25 protein-coding genes are annotated in these 19,711 nt (G+C 61.3%); all 25 read left to right on the top strand.

Annotated elements, in window-relative coordinates:
• The first annotated feature begins 4 nt into the window (after positions 1-4).
• The 25 genes from B9A97_RS26690 to B9A97_RS26570 all read left to right on the top strand — a co-directional run bounded on the left by B9A97_RS26690 (position 5) and on the right by B9A97_RS26570 (position 19,551).
• Positions 5-1,066 carry a major capsid protein gene (locus tag B9A97_RS26690; protein ID WP_084368875.1) on the top strand — a complete coding sequence of 354 codons (1,062 nt, stop codon included), beginning with the start codon at positions 5-7 and terminating at the stop codon, positions 1,064-1,066.
• A gap of 8 nt (positions 1,067-1,074) precedes the next feature.
• Positions 1,075-1,455 carry a hypothetical protein gene (locus tag B9A97_RS26685; protein ID WP_084368874.1) on the top strand — a complete coding sequence of 127 codons (381 nt, stop codon included), beginning with the start codon at positions 1,075-1,077 and terminating at the stop codon, positions 1,453-1,455.
• Complete coding sequence (locus tag B9A97_RS26680) at positions 1,452-2,261, top strand: hypothetical protein (protein ID WP_084368873.1); 810 nt, start codon at positions 1,452-1,454, stop codon at positions 2,259-2,261. The genes B9A97_RS26685 and B9A97_RS26680 overlap by 4 nt, the downstream gene beginning before the upstream one ends.
• Positions 2,258-2,791, top strand: coding sequence for a hypothetical protein (locus tag B9A97_RS26675; protein ID WP_084368872.1), 534 nt, complete (start codon positions 2,258-2,260; stop codon positions 2,789-2,791). The genes B9A97_RS26680 and B9A97_RS26675 overlap by 4 nt, the downstream gene beginning before the upstream one ends.
• Before the next feature lie 12 nt (positions 2,792-2,803).
• A complete protein-coding gene (locus B9A97_RS26670) occupies positions 2,804-3,067 on the top strand; it encodes a hypothetical protein (protein ID WP_084368871.1) in 264 nt (87 codons plus the stop codon).
• The gene (locus B9A97_RS26665) at positions 3,054-3,449 is read left to right on the top strand and encodes a GPW/gp25 family protein (protein ID WP_084368903.1); all 396 of its coding nucleotides are present in this window, start codon (positions 3,054-3,056) and stop codon (positions 3,447-3,449) included. Before B9A97_RS26670 ends, B9A97_RS26665 begins: the two co-directional genes overlap by 14 nt.
• Positions 3,450-3,475: 26 nt before the next feature.
• Entirely contained in the window at positions 3,476-4,345 is an 870-nt protein-coding gene (locus tag B9A97_RS26660; RefSeq protein ID WP_084368870.1) for a baseplate J/gp47 family protein, read from the top strand.
• A complete protein-coding gene (locus tag B9A97_RS26655) occupies positions 4,342-5,538 on the top strand; it encodes a phage tail protein (RefSeq protein WP_084368869.1) in 1,197 nt (398 codons plus the stop codon). Before B9A97_RS26660 ends, B9A97_RS26655 begins: the two co-directional genes overlap by 4 nt.
• Positions 5,538-8,759 (top strand): DUF4815 domain-containing protein, encoded by a 3,222-nt coding sequence (locus B9A97_RS26650; RefSeq protein WP_084368868.1) that lies wholly within the window; start codon positions 5,538-5,540, stop codon positions 8,757-8,759. The genes B9A97_RS26655 and B9A97_RS26650 overlap by 1 nt, the downstream gene beginning before the upstream one ends.
• Positions 8,760-8,767: 8 nt before the next feature.
• The gene (locus tag B9A97_RS29965; protein WP_084368867.1) at positions 8,768-9,634 is read left to right on the top strand and encodes a phage tail protein; all 867 of its coding nucleotides are present in this window, start codon (positions 8,768-8,770) and stop codon (positions 9,632-9,634) included.
• Positions 9,635-9,643: 9 nt separating this feature from the next.
• Entirely contained in the window at positions 9,644-10,126 is a 483-nt protein-coding gene (locus B9A97_RS30065; protein WP_084368866.1) for a hypothetical protein, read from the top strand.
• Between the two features lie 170 nt (positions 10,127-10,296).
• Positions 10,297-10,521 carry a hypothetical protein gene (locus B9A97_RS26635; RefSeq protein ID WP_084368865.1) on the top strand — a complete coding sequence of 75 codons (225 nt, stop codon included), beginning with the start codon at positions 10,297-10,299 and terminating at the stop codon, positions 10,519-10,521.
• Between the two features lie 98 nt (positions 10,522-10,619).
• Positions 10,620-11,849, top strand: coding sequence for a phage tail sheath protein (locus tag B9A97_RS26630; RefSeq protein ID WP_084368864.1), 1,230 nt, complete (start codon positions 10,620-10,622; stop codon positions 11,847-11,849).
• Positions 11,850-11,887: 38 nt separating this feature from the next.
• The gene (locus B9A97_RS26625) at positions 11,888-12,412 is read left to right on the top strand and encodes a phage major tail tube protein (RefSeq protein WP_084368863.1); all 525 of its coding nucleotides are present in this window, start codon (positions 11,888-11,890) and stop codon (positions 12,410-12,412) included.
• Positions 12,413-12,457: 45 nt separating this feature from the next.
• Positions 12,458-12,730 (top strand): phage tail assembly protein, encoded by a 273-nt coding sequence (locus B9A97_RS26620; RefSeq protein ID WP_179145409.1) that lies wholly within the window; start codon positions 12,458-12,460, stop codon positions 12,728-12,730.
• A gap of 130 nt (positions 12,731-12,860) precedes the next feature.
• Complete coding sequence (locus B9A97_RS26615) at positions 12,861-15,041, top strand: phage tail tape measure protein (RefSeq protein ID WP_084368861.1); 2,181 nt, start codon at positions 12,861-12,863, stop codon at positions 15,039-15,041.
• Positions 15,041-15,475 (top strand): phage tail protein, encoded by a 435-nt coding sequence (locus B9A97_RS26610; RefSeq protein WP_084368860.1) that lies wholly within the window; start codon positions 15,041-15,043, stop codon positions 15,473-15,475. Before B9A97_RS26615 ends, B9A97_RS26610 begins: the two co-directional genes overlap by 1 nt.
• A gap of 3 nt (positions 15,476-15,478) precedes the next feature.
• Entirely contained in the window at positions 15,479-15,706 is a 228-nt protein-coding gene (locus B9A97_RS26605) for a tail protein X (RefSeq protein WP_084368859.1), read from the top strand.
• 1 nt (position 15,707) lies between these two features.
• Positions 15,708-16,856 (top strand): phage late control D family protein, encoded by a 1,149-nt coding sequence (locus tag B9A97_RS26600; protein ID WP_210189735.1) that lies wholly within the window; start codon positions 15,708-15,710, stop codon positions 16,854-16,856.
• 41 nt (positions 16,857-16,897) lie between these two features.
• Complete coding sequence (locus B9A97_RS26595; RefSeq protein WP_084368858.1) at positions 16,898-17,638, top strand: peptidoglycan recognition protein family protein; 741 nt, start codon at positions 16,898-16,900, stop codon at positions 17,636-17,638.
• Between the two features lie 24 nt (positions 17,639-17,662).
• Positions 17,663-18,163: a hypothetical protein gene (locus B9A97_RS26590; protein ID WP_084368857.1), complete on the top strand. Its 501-nt coding sequence runs from the start codon at positions 17,663-17,665 to the stop codon at positions 18,161-18,163.
• Between the two features lie 88 nt (positions 18,164-18,251).
• Positions 18,252-18,626 (top strand): hypothetical protein, encoded by a 375-nt coding sequence (locus tag B9A97_RS26585; RefSeq protein WP_143530730.1) that lies wholly within the window; start codon positions 18,252-18,254, stop codon positions 18,624-18,626.
• Positions 18,610-18,945, top strand: coding sequence for a hypothetical protein (locus B9A97_RS26580; protein ID WP_084368855.1), 336 nt, complete (start codon positions 18,610-18,612; stop codon positions 18,943-18,945). The genes B9A97_RS26585 and B9A97_RS26580 overlap by 17 nt, the downstream gene beginning before the upstream one ends.
• Positions 18,946-18,959: 14 nt before the next feature.
• Entirely contained in the window at positions 18,960-19,211 is a 252-nt protein-coding gene (locus tag B9A97_RS26575) for a hypothetical protein (RefSeq protein ID WP_143530729.1), read from the top strand.
• A gap of 40 nt (positions 19,212-19,251) precedes the next feature.
• Positions 19,252-19,551, top strand: coding sequence for a hypothetical protein (locus tag B9A97_RS26570; protein ID WP_084368853.1), 300 nt, complete (start codon positions 19,252-19,254; stop codon positions 19,549-19,551).
• Positions 19,552-19,711: the final 160 nt, after the last annotated feature.

Raw genomic sequence — 19,711 nt, 5'->3', positions numbered from 1 at the left:
GGCCATGCCGGAAATCATCTTCCCTTATACCAATGTGGACCTCACGACCGAGGTCAATCGCATTCCGAACACCTTCGGTCTTCTCAACGCTCTCAACATTGCACCTTCCGAACCCAAGCGGTCGCGCCTGGTGCGCATCGACTTCCGCGAAGGCCAGGTCCATGTTCTTTCTCACCAGGAGCCGGGCGCGCCTGGCGAGATTTCCTCGGACGACAATCCGCAGGAAGGGGTGATCCTTTCGATCCCGCATTTCACCCATTTCGAGAATATCCTCGTCGGCGATATCGACGGCATGCTCGAGGTGATCAATGGCGTCGTGACCGAGAAGTCGCTGGACGCGGAATTGGCTCGCAAGCTTGCCATCATCCGCAAGAACCATGCGATCACGCGGGAGTTCCTGCGTCTCGGCATGTTGCGCGGGGAGATCAAGGACGGAAAGCTGCGTACCCTCTACAATCTCTATGACGTGTTCGGGATCACGAAGAAGACGGTTGATTTCACGCTGGGTACGGCTGGGACCAACGTTCGCGAGAAGTGCGAAGAAGTCAGCGATCACATCATCAGCAGCGTCAAGGGCGAAACTGTTGGTACGGTAGAGGCGCTGGTCGACGGCAAGTTCTTCGGCAAGCTCATCAGCCACCCGAATGTCGAGAAATTCTGGGTTCAGGCGCAGAATTCCGGTCTACACACCCAGCTCGAACGCCAGCGTCTTGGCGGCAATTGGGGCCGCGTCTTCGAGTTCGGCGATATCATCTGGCGCGAATACAAGGGCTCCCTGCCGGTCAAGAACAATGACGGCACGATCTCCAACGTCAAGAACGTCGCAGACAACTCCGGCAATGCCTATCCTTCTGGCACCCAGTCGATGTTCCGCACGTTCGACGCGCCCGCCTACCATATCGACCGGGTCAACCAGGCGCCGTCCAGCGAGGGTGAAGAAGGTGCAATCTTCATCTCCTACAAGGAACTCGACCACGGGATGGGCATCGAGCTGAAGTCGCAGACCAACGCCCTGGCGGTCTGCAAGCAGCCTGACACCATCGTGGAAGTCGTCTCCTCTAACTGAGGCTAGTCATGCTGACCTCTCGTCTTCAGCAGATCCGCGACCGCACGGTCGCGGCCGTGGATAGGGTTTTTGCAGAGCCCATCCAGCTCGCATTCCAGAAGAACGGGAGGGCGGATCCGGCCCGGCCGGTCCGAGAAATCGAGGCGGTCTTGAGGGTGGGCGGCGGCGAGGTGACCAGCGCCGCCGGCCACTCCAGCCGGTCCTGGCATACGAAAATTGCTGCCGGCAAGGCCGAGCTGCACATCGACCTATCGAAGTATGCCGATCTGTATTTCGTAAAAGGGGACTCGATCAGGGCAATCGCTCGGCGTGGGGAGCCCTGGTTCGAAGTCCTGCGGGTCGACGATCGCGGCGAAAGCCGTCTTATCCTGGAGCTTGGTGAAAAATGAGCCTTGCCCGAATAGCCCTGCGTATCGCCGCCGTCGAAGCCCTCAAGGGCAGGACGCTGGTGGGTGAGAATGTCCTGGATACGCCGAACGGCGCCCTCGACATTCAGGCCGATGGCTCGCTTCGAACCGGTGAGGAGCGCCCCTTTGTGGCGGTCTACACCCCCTCGGGGAAGGCTGAAGGCATGACGGGGCGGTCACTTGTGGAAAACGGCGCCTGCGAGATCGTCTTCGATATCGGTGTGTCGTCAGCCATGCTTGACACCAATGACCAGGGTGAGACGGTCATCATCGGCATCAACATCCCGGCCTCGGACAGCAGTCAGGAATTCTTCCTCGATATTGTGCAACGGCAGATCTGTGACGCCTTGACCGATCCCGAGAATGCCTGGGCCGATATCTATCGCGGGCTACACTACCGGGTCTTGCGGATCGAGTTTGCCGGCGCTCGCAGCGCAGACGACGCGCAAAAGCTGGCCGGCCACCAGATGCGGATTACTGTCGAGCTGATCGACGACCCCTTGAAGGGAGAGCTTCCGGATCAAGCCAGCCCATTCATGTCATTCCTTGGTGCCATGGAGGCCAGTGGCAACGAGGAATATGTCAAGCAAGCGGCCAAGATCCGCGCCTTGCTCGCCGGCTCGCCTCTTTCATGGCAGTCCGTTCAGCGCCGCCACGGTATGACATCGGACGAAATGCGTGCCATGGGCCACCTGCCTCTTGCTGTGATCGACGATGGCGAAACGCCGGATATGCAGCTGGGCACAATCGAGGTCGCAGGCCTGAACGTCATCGAGGTAGGGTCATGATATCAGACCTGATCGCCATGCGTCTCGATCTGGAGATGCTCAAGACCGCATTTGGCAAATCGCTGCAGGTCGGTCCGGTCGAGATCATCGACAAGGACATGGGCTATCGACTGAGACTCGGCGGCTCGGATGAAGAGCCGTTTCTTTCGCCATGGTATCCGCATCCGGAAACGGGCAAGACCTCAATCCCCCTGAAGAAGGGGCAGATCGTCGGCGTAGTAAATCCCAGCGGCGATCCGCGTCAGGGCTTCATGATCCGGGGCGGCTATTCGGGCGATCACAAAAGCCCCAACGACGACATGGAGGCGAATGTCTTCGAAGATGCCGGCGTTCGGCTCGAGGTCAAGAACGGCATTCTGCACGTTTCCGGGACGTCCAAGGTCGTGGTCAATGCGCCCTCGGTAGAACTCGGCGGCGAAGGCGGCAAGCCGGTGGCCCGCGTGGGCGATCTCGTCGAGGTCAAGTCGGGTTCTTCGGCTGGACTCTGGCCGATTGTAGAGGGTTCGTCGGTCGTGTCGGCCGCCGATTAACAGGAGAACATCATGAAGAAGACTGTTTCCGCGCCGGCCGCAGCCGGCGTCACGAAACCTGCTGTGTCCGCAACTGAGGCAGTCGAGTACCGGATCAAGCCCGGTGTGACCTGGATCAACGGAAAGCCGGTCGGCGATCAGACGACGATCGCGCTCACCAAGATCGAAGCTGCCTTTGATCTTGGTCTCGGCCGCATCGCTCCGGCCTCGGAGCCGACTCCGGCAGACTGGCCGGCTGCGACCGCTGCCCCCGGTGATGCCGATGGCAGGGATTGACCGGCGCACAGGTCGGGTAATCGACAATCTAGCATCCGCCTATCAGGGGGTAGAGGTTATCCTGACCACGCGGATTGCAAGCCGCGTCATGCGGCGCGAGATCGGGGCCGCCGTCATCGAACTTCTCGGCCGCGCGATGACACCTCCGCTGTTTGCTGCCTGGCAGCAACTCATAGCAACAGCCATCGATATCTGGGAGCCGCGATTTTCGGTGCGGCGCCTCGTTCCCACCGGCTCTGTTGACGAAATTCGTCTTGGCCGTGCCGGGCTTCTGATCGAAGCCGACTATCGGCCACGAGGCCATCTCGGGGACTTCACGGTCGACAGGGTCGTGGGGTTCACAGTGAGCTTTGGTCGCGGGGTGAGCGTCCGCGGCGCCTGATGCACCAATGATGAAGGCAGTGTCCCATGTTCGATCTCACCACGCTGCCGCCACCTCGGGTCATCACGGAGGTGAGCTACGAAGCCATTACGGCGCGACAGAACGCGGCCTTTCAATCCGAATGGGCGGCTCTGCGGCAGACTTATCCAGATCTACCTGACTATGACGTAACGATGCTGGAAACCGACCCTTTCGTGGTCGTGAACCAGGCGGAATCGTATCGTGAGGCCAATCTTCTCTCCGCCATCAATGATGCGGCAAGGGCGAGGCTTCTTGCCTTCGCCTTCGAGAGCGACCTCGATCAGCTGGCTATCTTTTACGATGTGACGAGACTGCCGGGGGAAACCGATGCCCGGCTGAAGCTCCGCGTCATCCTCGCCATCCAAGGGCGCTCCACCGGTGGCCCGAAGGAAAGATACAAAAGCATAGCTATGGGCGCGGATCTGCGCGTCGATAGCGTCGAGGTCTATCGGGTGGGACGTAGCCCGCTCATTCACGTGGCGGTTTTTTCCACCGAGCCGAACGGTGCGGCAAGCACGGACCTACTCAACATTGTGAGGTCGGCGCTGATGGACGAAGCAGTACAGCTGGTCAACGATGAGTTCGTCGTGTCCTCCGCTGTACTCAGCGTCGTCAATATTGCCGCCGACATCTGGCTGTTGCCCGATGCTGACGAAGGGACTGTATCCCGCTCCGCACAGGCCTTGCGTGCCGCCTGGGCCTTGGAGCAAGCCCTTGGCCGTGATCTTGTCCGCGAGTGGTGGGTTTCGAAACTGATGATCGCCGGGGTCCACAAGGTCGCACCGACGGCGCCATCCGCAGACAGCATCGCGCCTCCAGCGGAGGCTCTTGCCATTGGCACGATCACGCTCACGCTCAAGGGGAGGGCATATTGAACTCTCTTCTTCCAGAAAATGCTGGCCTTTTCGAACAGGCGATGGAGGCTGCGCAGGCCGAACGCTGGGAGAGAATGGGGTCGGCTGTTCCCCTCATCACAACGGCTAAAGAAAATCCACCGCCTTCGTTTCTTCCGTTTCTGGTGTGGGAATATGGCCTGGGCATGCTCACGCCTTATGTGCCCAACCTCTACGACCTCCTCGGAGAGGGCATTCGGTGGCAGCGACTGAGAGGCACGTATGCAGGTGTAAAGCGTGGCCTGTCCTTTGTCGGCATTACCGCCACCATAGAACCTGCATGGCATGGCCGTGCCTGGTGGAATTCGTCGCAACTGCGCTTCCCGGCGCTGCCAGAAAACGACTTGCCGCTACTGGAGCAAATCGAGGGCGTCACAAGACTTTCTCTGCCCTTTCGCTCCGACCTTCGGCGCGGTGTTCATCACTACGATGCCCCTCCGGCCGCGGCTGAATGTTCGCGATTTGACGAGGCGATGATTGAGCGGGAGAGCGGCATTTCCGTAACGCAGGCCGGCACATTGTGGTCGTTCGGCCGGGTAACGGAAATCTCCCATGTCTTGACTGAGGAAGAGGGTCTTGCCATCGGCAACTGGCTAGACCGCGTCTCTGCCGGCGAGACCGCATGGCTCCCCGTGTCCTTCCCCGCCGGCGATGGCGGCTTCTCCGCCGGTGAGGTTCCGCCACCAGATTTCGACCCTGGTCTGCCTTGGGTAGACGCGAAATATCCATGGATCGATGCGAGTGTCCTCTGGGCATCTCCCGGCATCACGGCACGTGCTGCCATAATGGCCGCCTGGTTTGTCGGCAGGTCCGTCTACGTCACCATGCGAGACCCTGACGGCGACATCATTGGGCATCGCACTTGCAGGGCGATCAGGCCTGGTGCGCTGCGGTTTGGTGGCCAGTATAACTTCGGTGGCCAGACCTATCGTGCCGAGGTCGGCGGAACTTCGCTCTATATCGAGGCCATGACCGACTTCGGCGACGCGGACAGCGTAATCGCTGCCTCTGTCGAACTGACAATAGACGGCGAGCCTGTTGCGGACGTGCCGCCAGGACGGCTTTGGCTCCAACCGGGTGAACTGCTGGGCGGGACACCCATTGCCGTTACGGCCGTCAACATTCCCCTGCGCGCCACCGTGCGCGAACAGATCAAATTCCTCATGAGGTTCTGATGGCCTTCGAACATGAAAGCGGCCTGCCGCATGCCTATGACCGCGCTGCCGGCCACCCCGAGCAACAGTCCGTTGTCTTCTATGGCGACCGCGCCTTCATCCAGTCGGCCGAACTGAACGAGTTGCAGACCATTTCGCGCAGCCGTTCCAAGCGCGTCGGCCGTCTGCTCGCCAAGGAAGGTCAGCGCATCGTGCGCGCTGAAGCCATTGTCGACATCGAAGCTGAGACTGTCACCCTGACGTCAGGCGAGATCTATGTCGCCGGCGACGTCTTTCCGGTGGCGCAGGCCGTCCTTGCCGACGTGCCGATGACGGGCCGCACGCAGATCGGCGTAAGGCTCACCAAGTCATGGGTGACCCATGAAGACGATCCCTCGCTTCTCGGCATGGTGCCGGGCTCGCTTGCCGAGGGCGAACCCGGTGCGGCCCGTGAGGTCGCCTCGATCGCATGGGCGCGCCAGGATGACGGCGGTGCAGGCGACTTCTACGCCGTTTACGCATTGCAGGACGGCACGATCATCGACCAGACCTCGCCTGCGGTGCTCGACCCGGTCGGCCAGGCGCTTGCCGTGTATGATCGGCCGAATGGCTCCTACATCGTATCGGGATGCCGGGTCACCGCGCTTGGCGCCGAGGCCGGCGCGCAGGTCTTCGCCATCGAACAGGGTGAAGCCAATATCAACGGGTTCAAGCGGACCCGCTATGCCTCGCTCCGGATCTCCGAGGCGGAGGATTGGGACGAACTCGCGATCCCCGGCGAGACGCATATCTATGCCGGCGGCGCCAGCCATACCTTCGCGGTCGATCTCGCGCCGATCGGCGTCATCAACGCCATCCTGCTCACCAAGGAAAAGACCGTCACGATCACCCGCGGCGCAATCGTCAATGGGGCCGACGGCCTGCCGGACAGCAGCATCGTGTCCATCGTGTCAGTCGTCCAGGGCGGCACGACCTATGTCGCCGGTACCAGCTACACCCTGGTCGGCAATAACGTGGATTGGGCGCCTGTCGGCGCGGAGCCGGCCGGTGGATCAAGCTACAACGTGACCTACCGGTATCGCGATAGCGTGGTGGCCGACAGTTTCGACGATCGGACCATCACGGTTTCGGGTGGGGCGACCGGAGGCGACATCATCGTCGCCTATACCCAGAAGCTGCCGCGCATCGATGTCGTCTGCCTCGCAGAGGATGGCTCCGGGGTCTACGTCAAGGGCGTCTCCGCCAGAACCAATGCGCGTGCACCCTCTGTCCCCTCGACGCTTCTGGCGTTGGCAACGGTGACCAACAACTGGATGGGCACACCCGTCGTCGTCAATGACGGAGTGCGCTATTTCTCGGTCGCCGAACAGACCCGGTTCTTCAACCGCATCCTCGACCACGACCGGCTGATACAGCTGGAGCGGCTGAAGAGCGGGATCGATGCAAGGGAGCCGGTTGCCAAGAAAGGCGTGTTCGTTGACCCCTTCACCGACGATACCTATCGGGACCAGGGCGCCACCCAGTCCGGTGCGATCGGGAACGGCATGCTGATGCTGTCAATTGCACCTACCTTCTTCGACGTGGCTCTATCCGGTCCTGTCATGCTCGACCATGTCGAGGAGATCATCACCACGCAGGCGCTGCGCACCGGATGCGAGAAGATCAATCCCTATCAGAACTTCACGCCCTTGCCGGGGGCCATGTCTCTGTCGCCGGCCGTGGATTTCTGGTCGGAAAGCCGCACAGACTGGACATCTCCCGCCACCTTCGAGTTCAATCAGGGGGTTCGCACCGATGGCGGTCCGCTACAGACCGTCAATGCCGAGAACCAGCTGGTTGACCAGCGGACCGAGCAGCTCGCTTTCCTGCGCCAGATCTCTGTCGCCTTCACCATCTCCGGCTTCGGCGTCGGCGAGATCCTTGCGTCTCTCACCTTCGACGGGGTCAATGTGCTACCGGGTGGACTGCCGGCGGCAAATGGCGCGGGGCAGATCAGCGGCGCCTTCACCATTCCCGCCAACATGACCGCTGGCACCAAGCTGGTCAGGGCACAGGGCGCCGGCGGGACGCCCGCCACCGCGATCTTCACCGGGCAGGGTACGATCTCGGTCGACACCATGCGTCGGGTGACCACCATCAACAACTGGACACAGCAGCAGCTCGTGATCATCCAGGCGGCCGCGGCGAACACGAACAACGATAACTCCAGTGATGGGCGTGGCAATCAGTCTGACCCGCAGGCGCAGATGTTCGCCGTTCCGGAAATGCGCCAGATCGCCGGTGTCGATTTCTGGCTCTGCGCGATCGGCGACACCAGCAACCATCTGCTCGTCGACCAGGTGTCGATCGACACGGGCTATCCGACGACCGATGTCCTGGCGGAATCGGTCGTCTCGATGGTGGGAGCCGCGACGGGCTGGAAATCGGCCCGCTACAGGCTGCCCGTGACCACTCCGGCCGACCGCAAGCACGCCTTCGTCATCAAGACCGACGACGGCAATCATTCAATTGCCCTTGCCAAGCTCGGAGCCTTTGATGCCATCAATCAGCAATGGGTGACCCAGCATCCCTATGTCACCGGTCCACGCTTCTCGTCGGTCAATGCCGAGACCTGGACGGCGCATCAGGATGAAGCCCTGACCTTCAGGCTCGTAGCCGCCCGCTACCCGGTGACAACGAAGACCGTGGATCTCGGCACCTATGACCTGGTCGATTGTTCCGACCTTCAGGTCCGCGCCACGGTGGAGCTGCCCTCGGCCGGTTGCTCCGTCGTCTTCGAACTGGAGAGGTCCAACGGCACGATCTATCGGCTCTTGCCCTACCAGGTGCTGCAGCTGACGGAATACTTAACCGACACGGTGGAACTGCGAGCGGTCCTCACCGGTACCGAGAAGCTGTCGCCGGTTCTCTATGCGCCGATCCAGCTCGTTGCTGGCGAGATCGCGGAAGAACTGACCTACATCACCCGCGCCTTCGACCTGGGCACCTCGGTCCGGATTGCCGCCTACTACAAGGCTTTCCTCCCAGGAGGCGCCACCGCCGCTATGCACTATGCGATCGATGGCGGCGCATGGACATCACTGCCCCTCGATGACACCCAGGCCCTGGCTTTCCCGCTATGGACCGAGCGGAAGCACGAGGCGACTGGCTTGACCGGCTCGACCGCCCGGCTTCGCATCACGGCAACCGGTGGCCCGGCCGCGCGGGTCGTCATCGGCGATCTCGGCGCCGGTATCTTCTAGGAGATCACATGCTGACCTACACCCTGCGTTACGGCTGGGCCAAGCCCGATCCTGAAGCCAATGTCGACGATGAGTTTTTTCGGCTTCAGACGACACTCGACCAGATCGATGACGATATGTTCGGCCTTGCCGGCGCCATTGCCGGCAAGGCAAACGCCGCCCATGCCCACGCCATTGCCGATATCACCGGACTTTCGGCTGCGCTTGCGGCCAAACAGGATGCCGGTGCGGCTTTCAGCCTGGACAGCCTGTCGGATGTGCAGGGCGCCGCCGGCGCTGCTGTCAATTACGTGCTGGTCAAATCAACGACTGGCACATGGGAGCCATCCTCGGCCATCGCGGCCCTTGGTCCGCATCAGCATGCGCAGGCTGATATCGTGGGCCTTTCCGCTTCTCTTCGGGAGGTCGCGCCACCTGGCGCTGTTTCAGCCTTCGCAATGTCATCGGCCCCAGTGGGGTGGATCAAAGCAAACGGAGCGGCTGTTTCACGCTCAACCTATTCGGCCCTGTTTGCCGCGATCGGAACCACGTTCGGTGTCGGCGACGGTTCAACCACCTTCAATTTGCCCGACCTGCGCGGAGAGTTTGTGCGTGGCTGGGACGATGCCCGTGGTATCGATGCCAGCCGGGGCTTCGGCTCGGCGCAAGGCAGCCAGAACCTGACGCACAGCCACGGCGTTAACGATCCCGGACACTCGCACCCTTACACGAGGGCCTGGAACGGTGGCCTTTATGCAGGCGGACCGTTCCCCGCACGGGACTCGGACAACACGCTCAACACTGGCCATGTCGGTACAGGTATCAGCATTCAGGCCAGTGGCGGCAGCGAGGCACGGCCTCGCAACATCGCGCTGCTCTACTGCATCAAATATTGAGGTCGCCTGATGCTCATCCATCACTACCATCCGCTGTCTGGCGAGTTCATCTGCTCATCCACGGCCGATAAAAGTCCATTGGAACCCGGCGTTTTCCTGATCCCCGCCCACGCCACAAAGGCCACACCGCCTGTTGTGGCCGTTGGCTACCTTCGGGTTTTCAGGAACGGCGTCTGGGGCTATGTGCCGGAGACGGAACCGGACACGCCGCCAACGCCAGAACCTGAACCTGTCGATCCCCTGACCGCTCCCTTGTCGCGCCTGGCCTTCTGGCTGGCCGCCGCCGAGATTGGGGTCACCAAGTCAGGGATCCGCAGCCGTATCGACGCGATACCAGACGATCTCGCACGCCTTCAAGCCATTGCCTATCTCGATGATGCGCAGATCTACCGCCGCAACGATCCGCTGCTGACATCCATGGCCGAAGCCGAGGGGATCGCAGCTAGCGAACTCGATAGCCTTTGGGCCTGGGCTGTCGCTACCTATGCCTGATCGGGTTGATCTCGGCGGCGATCCGGCCTGAGCAGTTTTATTGCTCAATGCCGGCGATTGCGGGGCTTGTCAGCAAAACTGATTTCCCCGTGGGGAAACTCAGCACTGCGATTGCTCCACTTCGGCCCCGACCAGAGCGAATGTGCGGTCATTGAAACGGAGAGCCCGACATGACTGACGAACAGCGGAAACTGGTAGCCTTCACACAAATCATCAAGGTGATGCAGCAGGACGCCGAGGATATCATGAACGCCGTGGATACGGCTGCCGGAGACCTTGGAGAAGGCCGGCGCAACGGCGCGGTTGGAGCACTCTGCGCGGTCGATACCAGCCTTGAGCGGCTCGCATCTCTTCTTTCTGCGGTTCGAGCCCTGCACCGCTCACTGCCCCTCTAAACCGACTATCACACCATCATGAAGCCCGCCGCTCCGGCGGGTTTTTCTGTGCCTCATCGGCCCTTTGGCAAGGCTCCCCAAATTCATAGGAGTTCACGATGTCCGATCCCGTGTTCGGCATGACTTTCTCTCGCCCCGATGACGAGCCGGTTCCGGTGCTTGGGGCGGATTTTTCCAAGGCGCTGCTGATCGAGACCTCGGCCGATGCTGATGGGACGGCCTATCCCATCGGCCAGCCTGTGCGTATATCGACTGCTGACGCGGGCATGGTGACCAAGCTCGGTACCGGCAACCTGCGCGATGCCGTCAACGGCATAAATCAGCAGCTCAATGGCCTGAACGCAGGTGCCGATGTCACCATCTACCGCGTGGCAGAGGGAGCGAATGCCGCTGCGACCGCTGCAAGCATTGCCACTGCATTGGCGCCTACAAACATCGCCGCGATACCCTCGGCCGTGAATGCCACGCCGCGTCTGGTCTGGGCTGGCCGTTCCGCTTACCGTCTCGACCTCGATACGGCCGGGCCTGTGGCCGTCGCCCTTCATGCCGCATGCGAACGGCTGCTGGCTGTTGCGGTCTGCGACGTCGACGACACGTCATCCGCCAATGCGATCGACGCCCGCGAAACCCTCAGCTCCGAGCGCATCATGCCGGTCGGCGTTGCCGCCCGCGTCTACGAGGGTGAAAACCTCGTCACCCGTCCGATGGGGCCGCGCATCATAGGGCTGTTCCAGCGGGTGGATTCCGAGAACGGTGGCAAGCCTTTCGACCCGATCGCCAATCGGGCCGTCTATGGCATCGCGGGTCTGTCCCGCACCATTCCCTTCTCCCTGCTCGACGGCTCCACCCAGGGGCAGCAAATGCTTGAAGGCGAGGTCTCGATCGTCGTTGCCGGTGAAAGCGGAGTCGATGGTGCGATCGCCGATGGCGGCTTCGTGTTCATCGGTACCGACAACACGACGACGGGCGAACTCTGGAAGCAGATCCACCAGGTGCGCGGGGCTGACTATCTGACGGTGAAAATCATGGAGATCACGCGGCTGTTTCTCGGCCGTAAGATTTCCGCCGACCATGCCGAGGCCTGGCTCAACAGCATCAAGTTCATGCTTCGGGATCACAAGGCCGATAATGACATCCTCGGCTACGACGTGGCATTCCGCGCCGACAAAAACAGCCCGGAGGAAATCCGGCTCGGACATCTCACCGTCAACCTCGGCATCGAGCCTGCACCGGCGTTCAAGCTGGCGCGCCATGAAGTCCGGCGCTACCGGCCGGCAGTCGAAGGCCTGGTGGCTGATATCATCTCCCGCCTTTCCACCGTCTCCTAATCCACCGTCTTCCAGACCTGCCGAAAGGAAAAGCTGTCATGGCTCAGGCACCTCTCTACCTTCTGACTGCCGTCGACGTACGTCGCGCCACCCAGGCCGACACGTCCCGCGCGACGACGATTTCGTCTCTCACAATGCCCGGCCTCACCTTCGCTACCGGGGAGCACAATCCTGGTGGCGGCGTGATGGCGGTGAATTTCGCGATGCCGCGCATCGAAGCGCCGGAACCGGCCTTTTCGGCGAAGGGCATCGATACCGAGATCTTCACCGGCATGGGCGAACCGGAACGCTGGGTTTTTGCCGGCGCCTATAACAAGCGCGCACCCGGTGGCGGATCGGTCGTGCCGGCGCGTGCGATCATTGAAGGCGCGATCACCGCATGGGAGCCTGACGAAAGCGACCCGGCCGAGTTCCAGGGCTGCACGCACACCTTCGCGGAGGTGACCCATTACGAGCTTGTGCTCGATGGCGTGGAGCTTTTCTACGTCGACAGCTACGAGCGCATCCTGCGCGTCGGTGGCAAGGACCTTTTCGCCACCCATCGGCGCGCCCTGGGGGCCTAGGACAAAGCGCCGCCTTACCACTCTCACCTCAAAAGGATGATCACAATGAACGCAGTCAAAGTCACGCTCTCCAGGCCGCTCGAAATTGACGGTCAGAAAGTTACCGAGCTTTCTTTCCGCGAATCTGAAGTCGGCGACATGCTCGATGCCGAGGATGCAACCACCGAGTATCGGCGGTTGGTGATTGTGCTTGCCGCAATGTGCAACGTGCCAGTCGAGAGATTCAGAAAAATCGCCACCCGCGATTTTTACACCATCATGGACCGCTGCAAGGACCTGGTGGGAAACGGGACCTCTGCGACGACTGGCGCGGCGTAGCGCTTTACGTCGCCCATCACGCCAGCACCCCCCTTGATGTGATCGAACGGTGGTCACCTGAAAAGCTGCTCCGCTATTTCAAGCGGGCACGGAAGATGTTCGAGCCTCCCAAGCAGAAGCAGACGCGACGATGACAACGACCCAGAGCACATTGCGCCTCACGCTGCTCGACGAAATCAGCAACCGCGCACGCGGCATCAATGCCGCCCTGAACGGGCTTGAGCGCCAGGCGACGTCCTTTGGTGCACCTTTCCGGTCCCTGATCGGCCAGGCGATTGCTTTCGGCGGAACCTATCTCGGGGTGACCGAGGGGTTAAACAGAACCGCTGGTGCTGCCATCGGTTTCGAAAGCGCCTTCGCCGATGTGCGCAAGGTGGTCGATGCCAATGAAGAGCAGTTCGAGAACATGCGGCGGACCATCCGCGAGATGTCGACCGAGTTGCCGATCGCCGCGACCGACATTGCCGCCCTCTTCGCCGCGGCCGGTGAGTCCGGCATTGCCACCAACGACCTGAAAGCGTTTGCCGAAATGGCGGCGCGTGTCGGTATCGCCTTCGACATGACGGCCGGCGATGCCGGCGAAAGCCTGGCGAAGCTCAAGACCCAGCTGGGTCTGACGGTGGCCGAGACCGGCGACATGGCCGATGCCATCAATCACCTCTCGAACAACATGGCGTCGAAGGCAAAGGATATCACGGCATATATGCTGCGGGTCGGCGCGCTCGCGGAGATGGGCGGCTTCACCAAGGAAGAGATTGCCGGGATCGGCAGTGCGATGATCGCGTCCGGCGCCGAAGCCGAGGTGGCGGCCACCGCCATGCAGAACGTTGTCAAAGCCCTCACGCGTGGAGCCTCTGCGAAGAAGTCGCAACAGGACGTCGCCAGGGCTTTAGGGCTGGACTTGCCCACGATCGCCAAGGACATGCAGAAGGATGCGCCAAAGGCGCTTCGGAAGGTATTGGCCGCGATCGGCAAGGCACCGAAAGATCGGCATCTCGCGCTGCTGTCCGATTTCTTCGGTGACGAGGCCAAGGCGTTCGCGCCGTTGATCGGCAATATCGGGTTGCTGGAACAGGCGCTGGACAGCGTCAGCGACCGGACAAAATATTCGGGCTCGGCATTCAAGGAATATGTCGAGCGGGCGAATACCACGGGCAATGTCCTCTCGCTCCTTGGCAACAAGGTGTCCGATGTCTTTCTCGGCATGGGCGAAGACATGCTCCCGTCGATCAAGGAAGCGGCCCTCGGAATCGGCGATGTTCTCGACACGCTCGACGACCGTGTCTCGATCTTCGACGAGATCCAGACATCTATTCAGGGTTTCGCAAATGGCCTTGGCTACGGCGACGTGCGCGAAGCCGTCGACGGAATTGGCGACCTGATTTTCGGAAAGATCGACCCAGAGGCCGGCGACAAGATCGGACGCATCTTCATGGAGGCGAAGCAATGGGGCGTGGCGATCCGGGAACTGAACGATGCCATCAAGGAAAACCCGATTGCCCAGTTCTTTGCCGACCTCGCGCCCTATGGTTTTAAGATCATGCTCTGGGGCGCCGGTATTGCCATGCTGGCCGGCACTATCCGGAGCCTCGCTGGCGCGCTTATGCTGGTCTCTGGTGCCTCTACCATTCTGGCGGCATTGAAGGCTGTCGGTAGCATTGCAGACATTGTTTCAGGTGGCACCTTCCCGAAGGGCGGCGGACCGCCTGCGGGCAAGAATTCACCAGGCACTGGTGGTGCGCCTCCCGTCGCGTGGTGGTCGGGCATCTCCACCTGGTTTAAAGGTGCGTTCATAGCGGCGGCGCCAGGTCTTATGGCAGAGGCCATGTCTGTCACTCCAGGTGATACGCTGGAAGATCAGATACGCCTGCAAAAGCAATATCGAGAAGATCTGCAGCGAATTCTCGGTCTTAACCCCGACGAGAAAGGTGTCTCTGCCTGGGACAGGTTCTGGTGGGGTAAGGCTGCTGAGCCTGATTTCGATGCTCGCGAGCATTTTGGTATTCAGACTGGTCCTGGGTCGAACTCGCCAGGCGGGAACGCTCCCAGTGGTTCAGATGCCTCGGGGCTGGCTAAACCGATCAGCCTTGACGCCTCGAGCATAGATGCCCTTGTGCAGCCTAGCGGCGTGCAGGACGTCAACATCACCAATCCGCGGCCGGCTCCCAACATCAATCTGACGGTTTCCATGTCCGTGCATGGCGTCACCAATCCGCAGGAAATCGCGGACCAGGTGGTTAACCGGGTTGGTCAGCAGCTGCGGCAGGAAGTGGCCGGGATCTATGCCGACACCAACTATGGGGTAGCCTGATGCTGTATTCCATCGGCGCACTCACGCTCGATACCCGTCCTTTCAGCGTGGATGAAATGCAGCGCACCAGATCGGTGGACTTTGCGGAAAAGCCGCTGATCGGCGCAATGCCGTCTCGCGAATTCGTAGGGGAGGCCGCCGGCAAAATGACGCTTTCAGGCCAGCTGCTACCATTTAAAACGGGGGGTCTGACAGAACTTGAACTTGCGAATAGCATGATGCTTGCTGGGCGGCCACTGCCTGTTCTTCGCGGGGACGGCGCCCGGATTGGCTGGTTCACAATCGACAAGATCTCGGAAGGGCACAAGGAGCTGATGCGCGATGGTGTCGGCTTCTTCATCCGACACTCTATTGAATTGACAAAAGACAGGCCAGACTCGTCTTCACCCGCCGTGATCGGCACCATTCTTTCTCTCTTTGGACTGCTGGAGTGAGCTATGCCTCAAACGTTCCAGATCCGCCGTGAAAACATGACGGTCGAGCTTTTGCTGCACCAAGCCTATGGGGTCGAAGGCCGTTCGCTCCTGGAGGAGACGCTCGCAAAAAATCCCGGTCTGGGGCGGCTCGGCCCGTACCTTCCTTTGGGAACGGTGCTGACCATTCCGGACAGACCGACGCCCAATCGCTTCGTCTATCGCCCCGTCGTTTCTATCTTCGGAGGCTGACATGGCCTGGTCGGTAGAATGGGCCGTCTGGATAGACGGCGAAAACATGACCTCCGGCATGACGCCGTATCTCACAAAGATCAGCGTTTCTGACAAGGATGGTTCGGCCGGGGACACATGCAGTCTCGAATTCGACGACAGCGGAGGGCAGCTCAAGTTGCCCTCCGACGAGTCCAGTATAGAGATCTTCCTGCAGGGCGCCTCGGCCTTTCAGGGCAAGGTGGATTCCGTGCGGTCAACGGGCTCCAGAGGTGGCGGCCGAATACTGGCTTTCACCGGCAAGGGTTTCGACCCCAAGGGCAAGGCAAAGCAGTTGCAGTCGCATCACCTGGATGGCGGCACGCTGCAGCAGTTCATGGACAAGGTTGCCCGCAATGCCGGGCTATCGTCCATCGTCATCGACCCCGCCTTTGCCGAGATCACGCGGGATTACTGGTCCGCCAATGGCGAGAGCCTGCTGCATGTGGGGCAGAAGCTCGCCCGTGAACTTGGCGGCACGTTCAAGATCCGCGGCGATCAGGCGGTGCTGGCCAAACGCGGGCAGGGACTTTCGGCAACCGGCGCGGCACTGCCGACCGTGATCGGTGTCGTGGGTCAGAACGTGATCAGCTGGAACATCACCCCGCTGACGGGTCGGGGCAAGTTCTCCAAGACCAAGGTGCGGTATTTCGATCGCGAGACTGCGAGCTTCAAGGAAGTCGAGGTCGAAACCGGTATCGACGCCGATGCGACCGACGAAGTCCGGACAGCCGTCGCCGACAAGGACCAAGCTCAATCCATTGCCGAGGCCCGCAAATCCGAGGCCGAACGGGAGGGGGGGCAAGGCTCTGTCGAGCTTGATCTAGATGTCACCGCGCAAGCCGAAGGCACATTCGTCATGGTCGGCGCCCGACCTGGTGTCGATGGTCAATATCGGATTTCGGGCTCGACCCAAAAGGCTGACCGAAACGGAGGGGCGACAACCTCGCTCGAAATCAAACAGCCGACCGGTGAGGCCGGCAAGGATGAACGCAAACCCGGTAGCGGCAAGACCGGGTCGGCATCAGGCGAAGACAGTCCGGGCGCGACAGGCTCAACCACCGCCAGCGCGGCTGGCTCGGACAACTACCTGGAATACAACCGGCGCTACGGCCGGACAGATCAGAACTGAGCGCTACGGCGCGACCAATCTCAACAATCAGGAGAACTACCATGGCGTCTCGCAAGAAGACGACGCTCGGCGTCGTGCATGTGACAGCAACCCCGCCCGGCTGGGACAGGGGTGTCGCCGGCATCAGGGCCATTCATAAAGCCCAGGGCTGGTCGGACATCGGCTACAACGAGATCATCAACCCCGACGGACGTGCGGAAATCGGCCGCGGCAAGATGGCGATTGGCGCCCATGTCGCCGGCTTCAATTCGATTTCATACGGGTTGTCGCTGGTCGGCGGCATCAACCGCGATGGCAAGCCCGATTTCTCGACGATCTCGGCAGCACAGCTCGCGACGCTTGAGCGCCGCATGCGCGAACTGACGCGGGATTTTCCCGACATCAAATGGTGCGGCCATCGTGACCTCAGCCCCGACAAGAATGGCAACGGGATCATCGAACCCTTCGAGCACATGAAGGCCTGCCCGACCTTCGACGTGATCCCGTGGGCTGCGGCGCGCGGCCTGCCTACGGCCGACATCAAGGGCACATGGAAAATCGTCGCGCTGGCGCCGAACAGCGCACCGGTATTTGAGGGGCCGGACAGCCGCACGGCCTATCTGCAGCGCCTGCTCACGCGCGCCGGCTACGTCATCGGCCCGATCGACGGGATCGTCGGCAAGAAGACTCGCGCCGCGACGCAGGCCTTCCAGCTCGCAAGCGGCCTGCCGGAAACCGGCGCGCTCGATGCCGCCACCGTCGCAGCTCTGCGCAACTTGTTCGAAGCCTCGGCCGCAGCCTGAGCAAGCCAACAAGAGGACATTTCCATGTACCGTCTCATCACCTTCTCCCGTGTCTTTGCGCTGTTGGTCATCCTGGCCCTAGCGTCATTCGTGTTGTGGCCGCTGTTTGCCGCCGCTGCGGAGGCGCTGCCTGCGGTTGGGGCTCCCTCGATCTGGCCGGAACTGTGGGCAATCGTGCAGCCCGTGGTCGCCGTCTTCTTCTCCCTTGTCGGCCCGGCGCTGGCGACTTGGATTGCGGTTCGGCTTCTTGCCGTGCTGAAGATCTCCGACGATGCCAAGCGCCTGGAGATCGAGGCCCAGCTTCGCCAGGCGCTGCATCAATCGGCCGCCAATGCGCTGCGCTATGCCATGGCAAAATCCGGTCTGACGACCTCGGCCGCGACGATCGCGCCGGCAGTGCTGAAAGAAGCGGTGCGCTATGTCGAAGACAAGAACCCGGATGCGCTGGCACGGCTCGATGTTTCGCCCGACGCGTTGCGCGACATCATCATGAGCAAAGTGCCCGACCTCCTCCAGCAGCGCTGAGGAGGTCGCCATGTCCAGCGGATATGTCGGGCCGGGGATCTGGATCAGGATCCAGCATCGCTTCGGCCCCCGAATGATGGAGTGGTTCATGGCCGGACACATGATGATGTTCGGTGTGATCCTTATCCTTCCTTCCAAACTATTCGACCAGCCAGCCTATGTTGCCTTTCAAGACCTGTTCTTCAGCGAGGATCTGCTGGGCTGGACGATGTTTTGCGTCGGCGCCTTGCGGATTGTCGGGCTCATCATCAACGGCGCCAGAGCGAAGGTCACGCCACAAATCAGGCAGGTATCGGCCGGCATCGGCTGCATCATCTGGACAGGCATCACATACGGATTTGCATCCTCCGATGTCGTATCGACCTGGCTCGCGATCTATCCGCTGTTTGCGGTGAGCGAGCTGGTCAACATGCACCGCGCGGCACATGACGAGGGGGAAATTCGCAATGGAAGAACTGGCTAAACTGCCTCCTCTGGCGATCGTGACCTTCGGCGCCGTGCTCGCCATGATCTTCGGTGTTCGCTATCTCGGCCTGTTCCAGGGACGCCAGGTCGCACCGCCCGCCACGAAGGCCGCTGAGGTGGCTGCGGTGATCGTCGATCCCGCCGCGCTGAACCGCGCAAGCGCCGCGGTCGAAGCCCATACGGACGCTGTGGTGGAAATGACCGAGGTCGGCCGCCAACTCGGCCGCATGCTTGAGCGCATGCACATTGAACTTGATCGCATTCGCGAGGAACTGCGCATCCAGCGCGAGATCGCCCGGCGAGAGCGTGAACGCTAACAAGGACAACTCATATGACTACCATGAGGACAGCGCCTGTTGGCGCCTGGCTGAAGATCTCTGAAGACCTGCAGAACGTGCTGATCTCGCACAGCTGGGTCTGGCCGATCCATGTGTATATCGGCACGACAGCACCGGATGCAAACAGCGCTTATCATGAATGCCTCGCGGGCCAACCCTTCTCGATGGCCGGCATTGCTGGACAGGACGTCTATATCCGCTCCGGCACGGATCGGACCCTCGACGTGACCGTAACAGCGGTGTGAACCGTCGCCTCTCCACCATCACCAGCGATAGGAGCGCCCAATGACGGCTGCAACGAAAGGCGTGCGCTGCAACGCCAATGAATGGACCGCAATATCGACCGGCAAGGCGAAGGTGCTGGCGTTGATCCGCACGCCATCGGGTTCGGGCTATATCAAGACCGCCGCTGCCGTGCCGAGCGCGGCGCCCGACTCTGACGCAGATGAAGGCACGGCGGCTTTCGATTTCATGCCGATGGGCTGGCGCCAGCCCATGTCCTTCGCGTTCGATGATGCCAGCACGAACCTTTACTTTTTCCCCGATGGCGACCAGCCGGTCGTCATCTCGGTCATTACGGAGTGATTGCCGATGAAGACCATGAAAATAGGCTCGGGCGGTTTTAGCCTGGGCGGCAGCCCCACCCTAACCAAGGGTGTACCTGCTAGGGCTTGGCGTTTCGCAAACAATTCCCCTGTTCGCCGCGATGGTGGCGGCTATTGGTTGAGGGCTTCGTGACATGACG

The organism is Rhizobium sp. RU36D, assembly GCF_900176345.1.
Classification (GTDB): Bacteria; Pseudomonadota; Alphaproteobacteria; order Rhizobiales; family Rhizobiaceae; genus Allorhizobium.
The sequence above is the reverse complement of the archived record's forward strand: the minus strand, read 5'-3'. Positions and strand labels throughout refer to the sequence as shown.